Source organism: Streptomyces sp. NPDC058773 (assembly GCF_042746015.1).
Taxonomy (GTDB): Bacteria; Actinomycetota; Actinomycetes; order Streptomycetales; family Streptomycetaceae; genus Streptomyces.
This window is the reverse complement of the sequence record NZ_JBHYPE010000078.1, coordinates 1-16537: the sequence shown is the minus strand read 5'-3', so window position 1 is coordinate 16537 and position 16537 is coordinate 1. Positions and strand designations below refer to the sequence as shown.

Sequence of the window (16537 nt, the reverse complement as noted above, 5' to 3'; positions counted from 1 at the left end):
TTGCGGGGTTGGGTGGGATGTTTTTTGTGTATACGACTCCCCCGCGGTCCGGGGGCGCGTTCGGGGGGGGGCCCGCACCGGTTCGGTGCGGGCCCCGCCCTTTCCGTGCGGTGCCGGCTCTCAGTCGCGGCCTCCGGCCAGCTTCCAGGCCGTGGGCAGCGCGCCCATCGCCAGCGCGGCCTTGAGGGCGTCGCCGAGGAGGAACGGGACCATACCGACGGCGACGGCCTTGCCCAGGGACATCCCGGTGCTCAGCGCGAGGTAGGGGACGCCGACCGCGTAGATCAGGGCCGTTCCGGCGGCCATGGTGGCGGCGGTGCGCAGCACCCCGCGGTCGCCGCCGCGGCGGGCCAGCGCACCGACGACGGTGGTGGCCAGCAGCATGCCCAGGATGTAGCCGAACGTGGCACCGCCCGCGCCCGACGTACCGTCGGCGAACCACGGCATGCCCGCCATCCCGGCCAGCGCGTACAGCGCCAGCGACAGCAGACCGCGGCCCGCCCCGAGCGAGGTGCCGACCAGCAGCGCGGCGAAGGTCTGGCCGGTGACCGGGACCGGGGAGCCGGGGACCGGGACGGCGATCTGGGCCGCGACACCGGTGAGCACGGCGCCGCCGAGCACCAGCGCGGCGTCGCGGACGCGGGCGCGGGAGGCGGTGGCGGCCGGCAGCAGGTCGGCGAGGACCGTGCCGGGACGAGTGAGAGCGGCAGTGCTCATCAGGACTCCGCGGGGTGTGAGTTACGGATATGGGACGGAACGCGACGACGTTAGTCCAGGGGGTGCCCGGCGATCATCGTGTGGCGGCGACAAAGCCGCACCGGCCCGCTTGGAGAGTTCACAACAACCGCCACGCTGCCCGGCGTTGTGGGGTTGTGGGGCGTCATCGCAGGTCACGTGATGCTCATCACGGACCGGACCGCGTTCCTGCGCCGGTTTTGTGGTAGCGCGTGCGGTGCGGCGACACTGGGGCCGCCCCGCGGTGACCTGTGGAGTTCCCCCAAAACCGCCGACGGCCCCCGGCCGCCTCGGCCCTGGCGAGAGTACGAGCCCATGCACGACACAACCACCCAAGCCGGTGCGCCCGCCCTCGGTGCGGACACCGGCGCGAAAGAGCCGCTGTCCGCGGGGCTCAAGCAGCGCCATCTGACGATGCTGGGCCTGGGCGGGGTGATCGGCGCGGGCCTGTTCGTGGGCTCCGGCGCGGGGATCGCGGTGGCCGGCCCGGGGATCGTGCTGTCGTATCTGATCGCGGGCGCGCTGGCGACGCTGGTCATGCGGATGCTCGGCGAGATGTCGGCGGCGATGCCGTCCTCCGGCGCGTTCTCGGTGCACGCGGAGCGGGCGCTGGGCCGCTGGGCCGGGTTCAGCGTGGGCTGGCTGTACTGGTTCCTGCTGGTCGTGGTGCTCGCCGTGGAGGCCACCGGTGCGGCGCAGATCGCCAACGGCTGGCTGCCGGCGGTGCCCCAGTGGGGCTGGGTGCTGCTCTTCATGCTGGTCTTCACCGCCGCCAACCTGGCCGCGGTGAAGAACTTCGGCGAGTTCGAGTTCTGGTTCGCGGCGCTGAAGGTCACCGCGATCGTGCTGTTCCTCGCGCTGAGCCTGCTGGCGGTCTTCGGGGTGCTGCCGGACACCGAGCCGGTCGGACTGGCGAACCTCACCGGGCACGGCGGTCTGCTGCCGCACGGCTGGGCCGGGGTGGTCTCCGGTGTCCTCGCGGTGGTGTTCGCGTTCGGCGGCCTGGAGGTCGTCACCATCGCCGCGGCCGAGTCGGACGATCCGGCGCGTGCGGTGGGCCGGGCGGTGCGCAGCGCGGTGTGGCGCATCCTCTTCTTCTACGTCGGCTCGATGCTGGTGATCGTGACGCTGCTGCCCTGGTCGTCGATGCAGCCGGGCAAGAGCCCGTATGTCGCGGTGCTGGACGGCATCGGGGTGCCGGGCGCCGGGCAGATCATGAACATCGTGGTGTTCGTGGCGCTGCTCTCCGCGCTGAACGCCAATCTCTACGGCTCGTCGCGGATGGTGTTCTCGCTCGCCGAGCGCGGTGAGGCGCCGCGGGCGCTGCTGAAGGTGTCCGGCGGAGGGGTGCCGCGCCGGGCCGTGCTCGCGTCGGTGGCCTTCGGCTTCCTCTCCGTGCTGCTGAATCTGAAGTGGCCGGATTCGGTCTTCCTGTACATGCTCAACGCGGTCGGCGCGGTGCTGCTGTTCGTGTGGGGCCTGATCGCCGTCTCCCAGCTGCGGCTGCGTCCGCGTATCGAACGCGAGGCGCCCGCGAAGCTGACCCTGCGGATGTGGGCGTTCCCGTATCTGACCTGGGCCTCGCTGGTGGCCATGGGCGGCGTGCTGGTGCTGATGCTGATCGATGACACGGCCCGTCCGCAGCTGCTGTGGTCGGCCGGGGCGACCGGTGTGGTGCTGCTCGTCGCGGGCGTCCGCGCGCTCCGGGCCCGCCGCGCGGGACGCTGACCGTCTGCGACGGAGATCACAACGCGTCGTAATCGACGATGAATCAGACGCGCAGGGTAACGATCACGTCTGAATACCGAACATTCGCTGCACAACTGTTGCCCTGAGCGGACACCGGCGCTCAAACTGGGCCCGCTTTGCCGAGGACCCCGGAGTTGTGCCGTCGGCAGGCCCTTCGCGACCTGCTGCCCTGGCGGGGGTCCAGGGGGCCCGGCAGCACCGTCGCACCGGTCGCGTCCCCGGGAGAACGCAGTAACACCTTTGCTCCGCTCTCACCTACTGGGACAGGTACGACATGAATCGGACACCCTCGTCCGCCGCCACCGCGCGCGAGCAGAGCGACGCGGTTGGGGGCGCGGGCCCGGACGACGGCTCCACGCTGTCCAACGGCCTCAAGCAGCGCCATCTCTCGATGATCGCCCTGGGCGGGGTGATCGGCGCGGGCCTGTTCGTCGGCTCGCGCGAGGGCATCGCCGCGGCCGGCCCCTCGATCGTGCTGGCCTACGCCGTGTCCGGCGCCCTGGTCATGCTGATCATGCGGATGCTCGGGGAGATGGCCGCGGCCAATCCGGCCTCCGGCTCCTTCTCCGTGCACGCCGAGCGCTCCATAGGCTCCTGGGCCGGGTTCACGGTCGGCTGGATGTTCACCGCGCTGCTGTGTGTGGCGGTGGCCGCCGAGGCGCTGGGCGCCGCGGACGTCATGGTGCAGTGGTTCCCGGGCTCCGAGCCCTGGATGTGGGTGCTGCTGTTCATGGTGGTCTTCACCGGGACCAACCTGGCGGCGGTCAGCAACTTCGGTGAGTTCGAGTTCTGGTTCGCCGCTCTGAAGGTCGCGGCGATCGGCATCTTCCTGGTCCTGGGCCTGTTGGCCATCTTCGGTCTGCTGCCGGGCACTTCCGCGCCGGGCACCACGCACCTCACCGGGGACGGCGGCTTCCTCCCCAAGGGCGTCGACGGCCTGATGATCGGCCTGCTGGCCTCGGTGTTCGCGTACGGCGGGCTGGAGACGGTGACCATCGCGGCCGCCGAGTCCAAGGACCCGGTCCGCGGTGTGGCGAGCGCGGTGCGCACCGCGATGTGGCGGATCGCCCTCTTCTACGTCGGCTCGATGGCCGTCATCGTCACGGTCATCCCCTGGAGCGCCCCCGCCATCGCCAAGAGCGGCCCGTACGTGGCGGTGCTGGACTACCTCAAGATCCCGGCGGCCGGCCAGGTCATGAACGTCGTCATCCTGGTGGCCCTGCTCTCCGCGGTGAACGCCAACCTCTACGGCTCGTCCCGGATGGCCTACTCGCTGATCACCCGCGGCCAGGGCCCGGCCTTCCTCGGCAAGGTCAGCGGGGGCGTGCCGCGCCGCGCCGTCCTGCTGTGCGCCGCCTTCGGCTTCCTCGCGGTCGTGCTGAGCTTCCTGTGGCCCGACACCCTCTTCCAGTGGCTGCTGAACATGGTCGGCGCCGCCGTCCTGGTGGTGTGGGGCTTCATCGCCGTCGCCCAGCTGCGGATGCGCCGGACGCTGGAGCGCGAGGCACCCGAGCGGCTCGTGGTGAAGATGTGGGCCTTCCCGGTCCTGACCTGGGTGGCGCTGGCGGGGATCGTCGCCGTGCTGCTGCTGATGCTGCGCGACGAGAACCAGCGCATCCAGCTGCTGTTCACCGGCGGCTTCGGGGCGGTGCTGGCGGTCATCGGGCTGATCCGGCAGCGGGCGCTGAGCCGGGGCGCGGATCTGGCCAACGAGTAGCACTCCCCCACTCCCCCGAGGCGGGGCGGGACCTCATTCCGAGGTCCCGCCCCGCCTTACGTCTTTGGGACCACTCCGGTGTCCACGACCGGCCGGTGATCACTGCTGCTGATAGCGTGCTCTTGCACATCGTTTGCAACTAATGCTGGTAAGCAGCTTGGAGGCGGGATCGGCATGGCGACCTACACACTTCCGGAACTCCCCTACGACTACGCGGCACTGGCTCCGGTCATCAGCCCCGAGATCATCGAGCTGCACCACGACAAGCACCACGCGGCCTATGTGAAGGGCGCGAACGACACCCTGGAGCAGCTCGCCGAGGCGCGCGACAAGGACCAGTGGGGCAGCATCAACGGCCTGGAGAAGAACCTCGCGTTCCACCTCTCCGGCCACATCCTGCACAGCATCTACTGGCACAACATGACCGGTGACGGCGGCGGTGAGCCGCTGGAGAAGGACGGCGTGGGCGAGCTGGCCGATGCGATCGCCGAGTCCTTCGGGTCGTTCGCGAAGTTCAAGGCCCAGCTGACCAAGGCCTCGGCCACCACCCAGGGCTCCGGCTGGGGCGTCCTCGCCTACGAGCCGGTCACCGGCCGGCTGATCGTCGAGCAGATCTACGACCACCAGGGCAACGTCGGCCAGGGCTCGGTCCCGATCCTGGTCTTCGACGCCTGGGAGCACGCCTTCTACCTCCAGTACAAGAACCAGAAGGTGGACTTCATCGAGGCCATGTGGCAGGTCGTGAACTGGCAGGACGTGGCCAAGCGGTACACGTCCGCCAAGCAGCGCGCGAACAACCTGCTGCTGGCTCCCTGAGCCGGCCGCCAGTCGTCCTGCCTCGTGATCGTCTTCTCACCGCTCACCGGGCAGGCGGAATGACGGAGCGCCCCCGCACGTCCGATACGTGCGGGGGCGCTCCCATGGGTGCCGGGGAACCCGGCGTCAGTCGAAAGCCGGGCCCTGCGTCCGGGTCCGCTTGATCTCGTAGAAGCCGGGGATGGACGCGACCATCAGCGTGCCGTCCCAGAGCTTGGCGGCCTCCTCGCCCTTGGGGGCGGGGGTGACGACCGGGCCGAAGAAGGCGATCTGGTCGCCGTCGGAGCCGGGGACCGCGATGACCGGGGTGCCGACCTCCTGGCCGACCAGGTCGATGCCTTCCTTGTGGGAGGCGCGCAGCTGTGCGTCGTAGGTGTCCTTGTCGGCGTACTCGATCAGGTCGGCGGGCAGGCCGGCGTCTTCGAGGGCGGCGGCGATGCTCTCGGGGTTCACACCGAGGCCCTCGTTGTGGAAGCGGGTGCCGAGCGCGGTGTAGAGCCTGCCGACCGCCTCGTCGCCGTGCAGCTGCTGGGCGGCGATCACCACGCGGACGGGGCCCCAGGCCTTGCCGCCGGGGCGCATGTTCTCGCGGTACTCCTCCGGAAGCTGGTCGAGCTTGTCCTCGTTGAGCACCGCCAGGCTCATCACGTGCCAGCGCACCTCGACCGGGCGGACCTTCTCCACCTCCAGCATCCAGCGGGAGGTCAGCCAGGCCCAGGGGCACAGCGGGTCGAACCAGAAGTCTGCGGGGGTCTTCGCGCTCTCGGACACGGGGTCTCCTCTTCACGGCTGTGCACGTCGGCCAACGGGGCTGTTCCTACCGGCTTCAACCGGCAGCGGGCGTGCCATGATTCCCGTTGTTCGATATTCGAGACGAGGACGAGGGAGTCACGGCGTGCCAGGTGAGAATCTTTCCCGGGACGAAGCACGTGAGCGGGGCCGGCTGCTGAGCGTCGACTCCTACGACGTGGCGCTGGACGTCCGCTCAGCGGTCGCCGGGGACGCGTCCGCCGAGACCTTCCGCTCCCGGACCACCCTCCGCTTCCGCTGTGCCGAGCCCGGCGCCTCGACCTTCGCGGACCTGCTGGCGCCCGCGGTCACCTCGGTCACCCTCAACGGCCGGGAGCTGGACCCCGGGACGGTGTTCGACGGCACCCGGATCACGCTGGACGGGCTGGCCGCCGAGAACACCCTCGTCGTCGACGCGCAGTGCGCCTACAGCCGGACCGGTGAGGGCCTGCACCGCTTCGTGGACCCCGAGGACGGCGAGGTCTACCTCTACACGCAGTACGAACCCGCGGACTCCCGCCGGGTCTTCGCCACCTTCGAACAGCCCGATCTGAAGGCCCCGTTCACCTTCGAGGTGACCGCCCCCGAGGGGTGGCTGGTGGTCAGCAACGGCGCGCAGGAGGGCGAGGCCGAGGGCGGCCGGCACCGCTTCGCGACGACCGAGCCGATCTCGACGTACATCACGGCCGTGGTCGCCGGCCCGTACCACTTCGTCGCGGACACCTACCGCCGTACGTTCCCCGACGGCAGCGAGCTGGAGATCCCGCTCGGCGCGCTGTGCCGCAAGGGCCTGGCCAAGCACTTCGACGCCGACGACGTCTTCACCGTCACCAAGCAGGGCCTGGACTTCTTCCACGACCACTTCGACTTCCCGTACCCCTTCGGGAAGTACGACAGCGCCTTCGTCCCGGAGTACAACCTCGGGGCGATGGAGAACCCGGGCTGTGTCACCTTCCGCGAGGAGTTCATCTTCCGCGGCAAGGTGACCGAGGCGTCCTACGAGCGCCGGGCCAACGTCATCCTGCACGAGATGGCACACATGTGGTTCGGCGATCTGGTCACCATGCAGTGGTGGGACGACCTGTGGCTCAAGGAGTCCTACGCGGACTTCATGGGTGCGTTCGCGCTGGTGGAGGCGACGCGCTTCCGGGACGCCTGGATCACCTTCGCCAACCGCCGCAAGGCCTGGGCCTACCGCGCCGACCAGCTGCCCTCCACCCACCCGGTCACCGCCGACATCCGGGACCTGGAGGACGCCAAGCTCAACTTCGACGGCATCACCTACGCCAAGGGCGCCGCGGTCCTCAAGCAGCTGGTGGCGTACGTGGGGCAGGACGCGTTCCTGGAGGGCGCCCGGCGCTACTTCAAGCGGCACGCCTACGGCAACACCCGGCTGGCGGATCTGCTGGCCGTGCTGGAGGAGACCTCCGGCCGGGACCTGGCGAGCTGGTCGCGCGCCTGGCTGGAGACCGCGGGCGTCAACTCCCTCACCCCGCAGGTCACTTATGACGCCCAGGACCGGATCACCGAGCTGAGCATCCTCCAGGAGGCGGCCGACGAGCGGCCGGAGCTGCGGCCGCACCGGGTCGCCGTGGGGCTCTACCGCCGCCAGGGCACGGACCCGGCGCTGGTGCGCTACGCCCGTGCGGAGGTGGACGCCGCCGGGCCGCGGACGGCCGTGCCGGAGCTGGCCGGCGCCGAGCGGCCCGAGCTGATCCTCGTCAACGACGACGATCTGACGTACTGCAAGGTCCGCTTCGACGAGGGGTCGCTGGCCACCCTGCGGGCCCGGCTCGGCGGGCTGGCCGACCCGATGGCGCGGGCGCTGTGCTGGGCCGCGCTGTGGGGGCTGACCCGGGACGGGCTGATGCCGGCCCGTGACTACCTGGACCTGGTGCGGCGGTTCGCGGGACAGGAGAGCGACATCGGGGTGCTCCAGTCGCTGCACGGGCAGGCGCAGACCGCGCTGGAGTACTACTCCGCGCCGGACCGCCGGGAGCCCGCGGCCCGGGAGCTGGCCGAGGGCGCGCTGCGCGAGCTGCGGCTCGCCGCACCCGGCAGCGGCCACCAGCTCAGCTGGGCCCGGCACTTCGCCGCGCTCGCCACCACCCCCGCCGACCTCCAGCTGCTCCAGGGTCTGCTGGACGGTACGGCGAAGATCGACGGTCTGGACGTGGACCAGGAGCTGCGCTGGACCCTGCTGGAGCCGCTGGCCGCGCACGGCGTCGCGGACGAGGCACAGCTCGCCGCCGAGCTGGCCCGTGACGACACCGCGTCCGGCAAGCGCCACCAGGTGCGCTGTCTGGCGGCCCGCCCCTCGGACGCGGTCAAGGCGGAGGCGTGGGCGGCGGTCGTGGAGTCCGACGCGCTCTCCAACGCCCTGGTGGAGGCGACCATCGCCGGGTTCGCGCAGCCGGCGCAGCGGGAGCTGCTGGCCCCGTACGCGGCGCGCTACTTCGCGGAGATCGAGCGGGTGTGGCGGGAGCGGTCCATCGAGATCGCGATGGATGTGGTGCGCGGGCTGTTCCCGTCCTGGCAGGTGGCGGACGCCACGCTGGCGGCCGCGGACCGCTGGCTCGCGGAGCACGAGCAGGCGCCGCCGGCGCTGCGCCGGATGGTGCAGGAGGAGCGGGACGACCTGGCCCGTGCGCTGCGGGCACAGGCCTGTGACGAGGCGGCCGGCTCCCGGCCGTGACCGCCCTGCCGACCAGGCCCTTTCGGCAGTCGAACGCCCGTACTTTAGTACAGGGTTGTCCGGTTTGTGATACGGGCCTGTAACAGCGGTTAGGGGGCGGAGCGGGCGCGGGAATCGACCCGGCATGAACCACGACACCCCGCTCTCCCCCCTCCCCCTCCAGCACCTGACCGCCTCCCACTGCCGGGTGATGACGACCCGTCAGCTGCGCGAGCACGGCATCGCGGCGGCGGAGACCACCGAACGCTGCCGCCCCGGCGGCAGCTGGCAGCACCTGCTCCCCGGCGTCTACCTGCTGCACCCCGGGGCGCCCACCAGCGAGGAGCGGCTGCACGCGGCCCTGCTGTACGCCAGTCACCGGGGGCCGGGCGTCCCCCGGCAGGGCAGTCCGTCGGGGGACGCCCCGGAGGCGATGATCACCGGCCTGGCGGCGCTGGCCCTGCACGGCTTCACCGAGGCGCCCGCGCTGCTCGCCCTGGACCGGATCGAGGTGCTGGTGTCGCGCACCCGGCGGCTGCGCTCGACCGGCTTCGCGCGAATCCTGCGGGCGGTGGAGCTGCCCGTGCCTCAGGACATCACGGGGGTGCCGGCCGCGCCGGTGCCGCGGGCGCTGGCGGACGCGATCGGCGCGCTCACCGACGCCCCGACGGTGCGCCGGCTGCTGACCGAGGCGGTGCGCGGCGGCCACTGCGAGGCGAGCGCGGTGGTACGGGAGCTGAGCCGGGCCCGGCTGCTGACCCGGCCGCACGTGGTCGACGCGGTGGACACCCTGCTGGCCGAGGGGCGGGCGCTGGCCGAGCAGCAGCTGTACGCCATGGTGCGCGAGCACGGGCTGCCCGATCCGCTGTGGAACGTCGATCTGCGGCTGCCGGGCGGGCCGCAGCTGGGCGGTGTGGACGCCTTCTGGCCGGAGCACTCGGTGGCCCTGGAGATCGACACCCGGGCCCCGCGCGCCGAGGAGGACCCGCTGCAGTCGCCGTTCTTCCACAAGCGCGAGCATCTGGAGCGGCTGGGCATCACCGTCGTCCGGGTACTGCCCCGCACCCTGCGCCAGTCCCCGGAGCAGCAGGCCGCGGTGGTCCGCACGGCCCTGATGGCGGCCGGGGACCGGGAGCCGGGCGCGTACGTGGTGGTGCTGCCGCGGTAGGGCGCCGGGGGCGGGCGGGGCTCCGGGGCCGTGCCCCGCGCGCTCCGGCGGCCGTCAGCCCCGCTTGAGGAGCAGCTCGACGTTGCGGTCCCGGGCCTTGCCGGCGAGGTCCGAGCGGGCCTCGGGGGCGTTGAAGGACAGCTCGCGGTAGAGGGCGGCCAGCCCGGTCTGCGAGAGGTCGGTGAAGTCCGTGCGGTGCGGGGCGGCCGACTCGACCAGGGTGGTGAACAGCGACAGCGTGCCGTCGTGGTTGTCCACCAGCTCGATGACCCGGGCCAGTTGCGGGAAGTCGATGTGCGAGGCGGTGGAGATCTCCCAGAAGCTGCCGTGCGGGATGATCTCGTTCTTGTGGCTGTGGCCGTTGATCCAGCCGACCACGCCGGGGTGCGCGGCCAGCACCTCGACCAGCTCCGCCCCGCTGTGCCGCTTCTCGTGCGGCCGGGCCGGGTCGGGGCGGGTGTTGTTCATGGTCTTGCTGGTGTGGTGGCTGAAGACCAGCACATGGGCCTTCTCGCCCTTCTCGTTCTCCTTCAGGGTCCGCTCCAGCCAGGCCAGTTGGGCGTCGCCGACCGAGCCGGTGTAGTGGCCGCCGGGGTCGGTGGTGTCCAGGCTGATGCCGAGGACGTCGTCGGAGATCCGGAAGGTGTAGTAGAGGCGGTTCCCTTCGAGGTCCGCGGCGGTGTAGCCGTGACCGTGCGGGCCGGGGCCGGTGTGCGCCGGGTCCAGGTGGGCACGCAGGTACTCGGCCCGGGTGAAGGGGGCGCGCCGCTCGTCCGGGGTGATCCGCCGGGCCTGCTTGGCGTGCGACTTCAGCAGCCGCTTGAAGTCCTCGCCCTTGGGGTCGAGGCCCTCCTTGACCGCCTGCCACACCTTCGCGGCCTCGGCGGCGGGCAGCGTCTCCAGCTTGCGCTCCCCGGTGGCGACCTCGGTCCAGTACGGGTCACCGGGCGCGTAGCAGCCGCCGGGCAGCGAGTCGTGGTTGCCGACCGTGGAGTACCAGGGCAGCCGCAGGCCGGGGCTGTGGACGGTGCGGATCGCCGCCTCCAGGAATCCGTCCAGCCGCGGGAAGCCCCGCTCCTTGTCGGCGTCGCGCAGGGCGCTGTCCGGCTGCCAGTAGAGCTTCAGCCCGCTGTCCTGGACCCCTTCGTAGCGGCGCCGGTCGCCGGAGTTCGGGGTGATCTTGCCGCCGCTCATCGCGGTCAGGAACCACTCCAGCTCCAGCTTGGAGTTGTTGTCGGTGTTGTCGCCGGTGGTCATCACGAACGACAGCGGGGCACCGGTGGCGGGCCCGCCGGGCAGCGCGTTGACCCGCTCGATCAGCGAGACGACACCGGCCACGGACAGCGCCTCCTGCGGCCGCCAGGCGCTGGCGGTCTCCGAGCGCAGGTACTCGTAGCGCAGCGGGCTCTGCACATCCACCAGGTGCAGGTCGGTGAACTGCACGAAGGAGGCCAGCGCGGTACGCCGCCGGTCCCGCCCGCCGTGCGCGGCGGCCAGGTCGGCGCGGACCACCCGGTCCCAGGCGGGCCCGTCGCCGAGCCGGCGGTAGCCGCCGCTGCCGCGCGGGGCGGACACACTGCTGAGGGTGGTGCCCTTGGTGTAGGGGACCGGGGGGACGGCGGGGGCGTCGACCGGTACGGGCGCGGCCGGGGCCGGGCCGGGCGTGACGGTGGCGGCCTGTGCCGGCCGGTCCGGGCCGAAGGCGAGGCCGAGGCCGGTGGCGGCGCCGACGGCACCGGTGGCGGCCAGGAACGTACGGCGGTCGAGACTGGCGGCGGACCGTATACGGGACATACGCGGGCTCCCCGGGTGCGAACGCAAAGGCGGCCGGGCAGCACAACTGCCCTGTCGCTTTGGATGGTTGGCACCGGGGGTGACCGCCGCGTGAACGCCACCGCAACGCGGAGAACCCATCACCGGACAGGGACCTCCGCGTCATCGACCGGTCACGGTGCGCTGTTCTCCGCGGCGGGTGCCGGTCACCGGGAATTCATCCGACGGGGCAGCGGGTGCGACGCGGGGCCGCCTGCGGGCGGGGCGGCGGGGGCCGTCCGGGTCGGGCACGGAATCCCCGCAGAACGGTCATCACATGCGCAAATGCCTGCATCACGCAAAAATGGGTCCGTATCCTGGTGCCGGACGTCCCGGCAGGCGGCCGGCCGGTGGACGTGAGGTGCCGCACACCGGGCCCGTGGCCCGCGCCCAGGACACCCGCCCGGCGCCCGTCACGCTCCACGGAATGGAACGGATTGGACAAGGCGACGGGTATCACACACATGATGGAGCCACTACTGAGCAGGTGTTCCGAGCAGACACCCGAGCCAGGCCCAGAAAGAAGGAGTCCCATGAGGATCGGAATCGTCGGAGCCACCGGACAGGTCGGCGGTGTGGTGCGGGGCATCCTCGCCGAGCGGAACTTCCCGGTCGAACAGCTGCGGCTGTTCGCTTCGGCCCGGTCCGCCGGACGTACGCTGCCCTGGCAGGACACCGAGATCACCGTCGAGGACGCGGCCACCGCCGACTACTCGGCGCTGGACATCGTGATCTTCTCGGCCGGCGGCGCCACGTCCAAGGCGCTGGCGGAGAAGGTCGCCGACGCCGGCCCGGTCGTGATCGACAACTCCTCGGCCTGGCGCCGTGACCCCCAGGTCCCGCTGGTCGTCTCCGAGGTCAACCCGCAGGCCATCACCGACCGGCCCAAGGGCATCATCGCCAACCCGAACTGCACGACCATGGCCGCGATGCCGGTGCTGCGTCCGCTGCACGACGAGGCCGGGCTGGTCTCGCTGGTCGTCGCCACCTACCAGGCGGTCTCCGGCAGCGGTCTGGCCGGTGTCGAGGAGCTGGACGGCCAGGCCCGCAAGGTCATCGAGCAGGACGCCACCAAGCTGACGCACGACGGCGCCTCCGTGGAGTTCCCGGAGCCGGACACGTACGTCGCCCCGATCGCCTTCAATGTGCTGCCGATGGCCGGCTCGATCGTCGACGACGGGCTGAACGAGACCGACGAGGAGCAGAAGCTCCGCAACGAGAGCCGCAAGATCCTGGAGATCCCGGAGCTGAAGGTGTCCGGCACCTGCGTCCGCGTCCCGGTCTTCACCGGCCACTCGCTCCAGGTCAACGCCCGCTTCGCGCGTCCGATCAGCCCCGCGCGCGCCCAGGAGCTGCTGGCCGGCGCCCCCGGCGTCACCCTCTCCGACGTGCCCACCCCGCTCCAGGCCGCCGGCCAGGACGCGTCCTTCGTGGGCCGCATCCGCCAGGACGAGACCGCCGAGAACGGTCTGGCGCTGTTCATCTCCAACGACAACCTCCGCAAGGGCGCGGCGCTGAACGCCGTCCAGATCGCGGAGCTGGTTGCCGCGGAGCTGCGCGGCTGACCACCCCCCGGCGCAAACGGCGGGTGCCCGTACGGAGTCTCCGTACGGGCACCCGCCGTTCCGGGCCCGGACGTTCAGACGGCCCGCGCCGACAACCGCGGTCAGAGCGCCAGATGGCGGCGGAGTGCGGCGTCGACCTCGGCCATGCGCTGGCGTGGCAGCGCGCCGACCTTGTGCAGCACCCGATCCGGCGCGATGACGCGCAGCTGCTCGCACTGGGCCTTGGAGTCCTTGGGCAAACGGCACTCGTCGGCCCCGAGGAAGACCTGGAACGACAGCACCCGCGAGGTGTTCGAGGTCAGGGGAACGACCGTGACCACCCCCCGCCGATGGGACTCGACCGACTGATTGGCGCCGTTGTGGGACACGATCACGGCCGGGCGGATCTTGTTGGCCTCGCTGCCGCGCGCCGGCTCAAGGTCGACCATGTAGATGTCACCACGCCTCATCGGCAATTCCGTCCCCACTCGCGCGGTCCCACAGCGCCGCGTCCTCACTCGTGTCCCACTCCGCGAACGCCTCGGTGTACTCGGCTTCGAGCTGCGCGGCACGCAGCAGCTCAATGGCCGCGTGTATCACGGCGGACCGCGATTCGCCCTTGGTTCTCGCCGCGTATTCGTCGACGAAGGCAACATCCTCCTGCGGCAGGCTCACACTAATCTTCATACCCTCGATGCTACCGAGGTAGCCCCTCCATTGCCACCGCAGTTACTACTCCCTCTTTTCCCGGGGACCGCGTGGAAAGATGGCCGAAGAGTCCGATGTGATGACCCATGCGAAGGAGATGGCCGGGTGCCTGGCACAAATCTGACCCGTGACGAGGCGCAGGAGCGGGCGCGCCTGCTGACCGTGGACGCGTATGAGATCGAGCTGGACCTCTCCGGTGCGCAGGAGGGGGGCGCGGCCGCCCCGGGCGAGGACGGCAGCGCCGGAGGCACATACCGGTCCGTGACGACCGTGCGGTTCGACGTCGCCGAGGCGGGCGCGGACTCCTTTATCGACCTGGTCGCGCCGGCCGTGCACGAAGTGGTGCTCAACGGCGAGGCGCTGGACGCGGGCGCGGTGTTCAAGGACTCGCGGATCGCGCTGGCGGGACTGCGGGCCGGCCGCAATGAACTGCGGGTCGTGGCGGACTGCGCCTACACCAACACCGGTGAGGGACTGCACCGCTTCGTCGACCCGGTGGACCAGCAGGCCTATCTGTACACCCAGTTCGAGGTGCCGGACGCCCGGCGGGTGTTCGCGTCCTTCGAGCAGCCGGATCTCAAGGCGACCTTCCAGTTCACCGTGAAGGCCCCGGAGGGCTGGACGGTGATCTCCAATTCACCGACGCCGGAGCCGAGCGACAACATCTGGCGTTTCGAGCCGACCCCGCGGATCTCGACCTACATCACCGCGCTGATCGTCGGCCCGTACCACAGCGTGCACAGCACCTACGAGAAGGACGGGCGGACGGTGCCGCTGGGCATCTACTGCCGGCCGTCGCTGGCCGAGCACCTGGACGCCGACGAGATCTTCGCGGTCACCCGGCAGGGCTTCGAGTGGTTCCAGGAGAAGTTCGACTACGCCTACCCGTTCGCGAAGTACGACCAGCTCTTCGTGCCGGAGTTCAACGCCGGCGCGATGGAGAACGCGGGCGCGGTGACCATCCGCGACCAGTACGTCTTCCGGTCCAAGGTGACGGACGCGGCGTACGAGGTGCGGGCGGAGACGATCCTGCACGAGCTGGCGCACATGTGGTTCGGCGACCTGGTCACCATGGAGTGGTGGAACGACCTGTGGCTGAACGAGTCGTTCGCCACCTACACCTCGATCGCCTGCCAGGCCTACGCCCCGGGCTCGAAGTGGCCGCACTCCTGGACCACGTTCGCCAACTCCATGAAGACCTGGGCCTACCGGCAGGACCAGCTGCCGTCCACCCACCCGATCATGGCCGAGATCAATGACCTCGACGACGTCCTGGTCAACTTCGACGGCATCACCTACGCCAAGGGCGCCAGCGTCCTCAAGCAGCTGGTCGCCTACGTCGGCAGGGACGAGTTCTTCCAGGGCGTGCAGGCCTACTTCAAGGCGCACGCCTACAAGAACACCCGGCTGTCGGATCTGCTGAGCGCGCTGGAGAAGACCTCCGGCCGGGACCTGAAGACCTGGTCGAAGAAGTGGCTGGAGACCGCCGGGATCAACATCCTGCGGCCGGAGATCGAGGTGGACGGGGCCGGCGTCATCACCTCCTTCGCGGTGAAGCAGGAGGCCCCGGCGCTGCCGGCCGGCGCCAAGGGCGAGCCCGTGCTGCGCCCGCACCGGATCGCGATCGGCGCCTACGAGCTGCGGGACGGCAAGCTGGTGCGCACCGAGCGGATCGAGCTGGACGTGGACGGTGCGCTGACGCCCGTACCGCAGCTGGTGGGCAAGGAGCGGCCGGCCGTGCTGCTGCTCAACGACGACGACCTGTCGTACGCCAAGGTCCGGCTGGACGAGGAGTCGCTGAAGGTCGTCACCGAACACCTCGGCGACTTCACCGAGTCGCTGCCGCGTGCCCTGTCGTGGGCGTCGGCCTGGGACATGACGCGGGACGCCGAACTCCCCGCCCGGGACTACCTGTCGCTGGTGCTGTCCGGCATCGGCAAGGAGTCGGACATCGGCGTCGTCCAGTCGCTGCACCGCCAGGTGAAGCTGGCGCTGGACCTGTACGCGGCGCCGGAGTGGCGCGAGACGGGTCTGACGACCTGGACCGCGGCGGCGCTGGAGCAGCTGCGGGCCGCCGAGCCGGGCAGCGACCACCAGCTGGCGTGGGCCCGCGCGTTCGCCGCCTCGGCCCGCACGGATGCCCAACTGGACCTGCTGCAGGGCCTGTTGGACGGTACGGAGGAGATCTCCGGGCTGGCCGTGGACACCGAGCTGCGCTGGTCGCTGCTGCAGCGGCTGGCGGCCACCGGCCGGGCCGACGAGAAGGCCATCGCCGCGGAGCTGGAGCGGGACAAGACCTCCGCGGGCGAGCGGCACGCCGCGACGGCGCGCGCGGCGCGTCCCACGGCGGAGGCGAAGGCCGAGGCCTGGGCCTCGGTCGTGGAGTCGGACAAGCTCCCCAACTCCCTGCAGGAGGCCGTCATCGGCGGCTTCGTCCAGCCGGACCAGCGGGAGCTGCTGGCGCCGTACACCGAGAAGTACTTCGCCGCGGTGAAGGACATCTGGAACTCCCGCAGCCATGAGATGGCGCAGCAGATCGTGGTGGGCCACTACCCGGCGCTCCAGGTCTCACAGGAGACCCTGGACACCACGGACGCCTGGCTGGCCTCGTCCGAGCCGACCCCGGCGCTGCGCCGGCTGATGACCGAGTCGCGGGCCGGGATCGAGCGGGCGCTGAAGGCGCAGCGGGCCGACGCGGCGTCCTGACGTCCCCCGTGGTGGTGGCCGGGGGGGGGGGGGTTTTTTAGCCCCCCCCCCCCCCCCCCCCCCCCCCCGCGGCGGGGGCAAAAAGGGGGGGGGGGGCGGCCGGGGGGGGGGGCGATAGC

At 71.2% G+C, this 16537-nt stretch carries 12 protein-coding genes; 7 read left to right on the top strand and 5 right to left on the bottom strand.

Translation table 11 applies throughout. The features are described 5' to 3' along the window. Nucleotides 1-120: 120 nt before the first annotated feature. Nucleotides 121-717, bottom strand: coding sequence for a biotin transporter BioY (locus ACFW5B_RS34415; protein WP_386448769.1), 597 nt, complete (start codon nucleotides 715-717; stop codon nucleotides 121-123). A 333-nt stretch (nucleotides 718-1050) separates the two neighbouring features. Between ACFW5B_RS34415 and ACFW5B_RS34410 the strand changes: the two genes are divergently transcribed. The 3 genes from ACFW5B_RS34410 (at nucleotide 1051) to ACFW5B_RS34400 (ending at nucleotide 5017) form a co-directional block, all read left to right on the top strand. Continuing rightward, nucleotides 1051-2463 carry an amino acid permease gene (locus tag ACFW5B_RS34410; RefSeq protein WP_386448766.1) on the top strand — a complete coding sequence of 471 codons (1413 nt, stop codon included), beginning with the start codon at nucleotides 1051-1053 and terminating at the stop codon, nucleotides 2461-2463. 295 nt (nucleotides 2464-2758) lie between these two features. Then, on the top strand, nucleotides 2759-4201 hold the full coding sequence (locus ACFW5B_RS34405) for an amino acid permease (RefSeq protein ID WP_386448763.1): 1443 nt from the start codon (nucleotides 2759-2761) through the stop codon (nucleotides 4199-4201). Between the two features lie 174 nt (nucleotides 4202-4375). Beyond that, a complete protein-coding gene (locus tag ACFW5B_RS34400) occupies nucleotides 4376-5017 on the top strand; it encodes a superoxide dismutase (protein WP_042154812.1) in 642 nt (213 codons plus the stop codon). A 126-nt stretch (nucleotides 5018-5143) separates the two neighbouring features. Here the strand turns inward: ACFW5B_RS34400 and ACFW5B_RS34395 are convergent, their stop codons facing one another. Then, the gene (locus tag ACFW5B_RS34395; protein WP_386448760.1) at nucleotides 5144-5788 is read right to left on the bottom strand and encodes a DsbA family protein; all 645 of its coding nucleotides are present in this window, start codon (nucleotides 5786-5788) and stop codon (nucleotides 5144-5146) included. A 124-nt stretch (nucleotides 5789-5912) separates the two neighbouring features. Between ACFW5B_RS34395 and pepN (ACFW5B_RS34390) the strand changes: the two genes are divergently transcribed. Then, complete coding sequence (gene pepN, locus ACFW5B_RS34390) at nucleotides 5913-8501, top strand: aminopeptidase N (RefSeq protein ID WP_386448757.1); 2589 nt, start codon at nucleotides 5913-5915, stop codon at nucleotides 8499-8501. A 124-nt stretch (nucleotides 8502-8625) separates the two neighbouring features. Continuing rightward, nucleotides 8626-9648 (top strand): hypothetical protein, encoded by a 1023-nt coding sequence (locus ACFW5B_RS34385; RefSeq protein WP_386448754.1) that lies wholly within the window; start codon nucleotides 8626-8628, stop codon nucleotides 9646-9648. Nucleotides 9649-9702: 54 nt separating this feature from the next. On the opposite strand, the gene ACFW5B_RS34380 is transcribed toward ACFW5B_RS34385, so the two are convergent. Continuing rightward, nucleotides 9703-11442, bottom strand: coding sequence for a TIGR03767 family metallophosphoesterase (locus ACFW5B_RS34380; RefSeq protein WP_386448751.1), 1740 nt, complete (start codon nucleotides 11440-11442; stop codon nucleotides 9703-9705). 551 nt (nucleotides 11443-11993) lie between these two features. Between ACFW5B_RS34380 and ACFW5B_RS34375 the strand changes: the two genes are divergently transcribed. After that, nucleotides 11994-13025, top strand: a complete 1032-nt coding sequence (locus ACFW5B_RS34375) for an aspartate-semialdehyde dehydrogenase (RefSeq protein ID WP_386448748.1) — start codon at nucleotides 11994-11996, stop codon at nucleotides 13023-13025. Nucleotides 13026-13126: 101 nt separating this feature from the next. On the opposite strand, the gene ACFW5B_RS34370 is transcribed toward ACFW5B_RS34375, so the two are convergent. Both ACFW5B_RS34370 and ACFW5B_RS34365 read right to left on the bottom strand, forming a co-directional pair. Next, nucleotides 13127-13474 (bottom strand): type II toxin-antitoxin system PemK/MazF family toxin, encoded by a 348-nt coding sequence (locus ACFW5B_RS34370; RefSeq protein ID WP_386448745.1) that lies wholly within the window; start codon nucleotides 13472-13474, stop codon nucleotides 13127-13129. Continuing rightward, the gene (locus tag ACFW5B_RS34365) at nucleotides 13461-13691 is read right to left on the bottom strand and encodes a ribbon-helix-helix domain-containing protein (protein WP_386448742.1); all 231 of its coding nucleotides are present in this window, start codon (nucleotides 13689-13691) and stop codon (nucleotides 13461-13463) included. Before ACFW5B_RS34365 ends, ACFW5B_RS34370 begins: the two co-directional genes overlap by 14 nt. Before the next feature lie 126 nt (nucleotides 13692-13817). Here ACFW5B_RS34365 and pepN (ACFW5B_RS34360) point away from each other — a divergent pair, with 126 nt between their 5' ends. Continuing rightward, the gene (gene pepN / locus ACFW5B_RS34360; RefSeq protein WP_386448739.1) at nucleotides 13818-16418 is read left to right on the top strand and encodes an aminopeptidase N; all 2601 of its coding nucleotides are present in this window, start codon (nucleotides 13818-13820) and stop codon (nucleotides 16416-16418) included. Nucleotides 16419-16537: the final 119 nt, after the last annotated feature.

Coding starts and splice junctions, on each gene's coding strand:
- ACFW5B_RS34415 (WP_386448769.1), bottom strand. CDS start 717: ATGAGCACTGCCGCTCTCACTCGTCCCGGCACGGTCCTCGCCGACCTG.
- ACFW5B_RS34410 (WP_386448766.1), top strand. CDS start 1,051: ATGCACGACACAACCACCCAAGCCGGTGCGCCCGCCCTCGGTGCGGAC.
- ACFW5B_RS34405 (WP_386448763.1), top strand. CDS start 2,759: ATGAATCGGACACCCTCGTCCGCCGCCACCGCGCGCGAGCAGAGCGAC.
- ACFW5B_RS34400 (WP_042154812.1), top strand. CDS start 4,376: ATGGCGACCTACACACTTCCGGAACTCCCCTACGACTACGCGGCACTG.
- ACFW5B_RS34385 (WP_386448754.1), top strand. CDS start 8,626: ATGAACCACGACACCCCGCTCTCCCCCCTCCCCCTCCAGCACCTGACC.
- ACFW5B_RS34380 (WP_386448751.1), bottom strand. CDS start 11,442: ATGTCCCGTATACGGTCCGCCGCCAGTCTCGACCGCCGTACGTTCCTG.
- ACFW5B_RS34375 (WP_386448748.1), top strand. CDS start 11,994: ATGAGGATCGGAATCGTCGGAGCCACCGGACAGGTCGGCGGTGTGGTG.
- ACFW5B_RS34370 (WP_386448745.1), bottom strand. CDS start 13,474: ATGAGGCGTGGTGACATCTACATGGTCGACCTTGAGCCGGCGCGCGGC.
- ACFW5B_RS34365 (WP_386448742.1), bottom strand. CDS start 13,691: ATGAAGATTAGTGTGAGCCTGCCGCAGGAGGATGTTGCCTTCGTCGAC.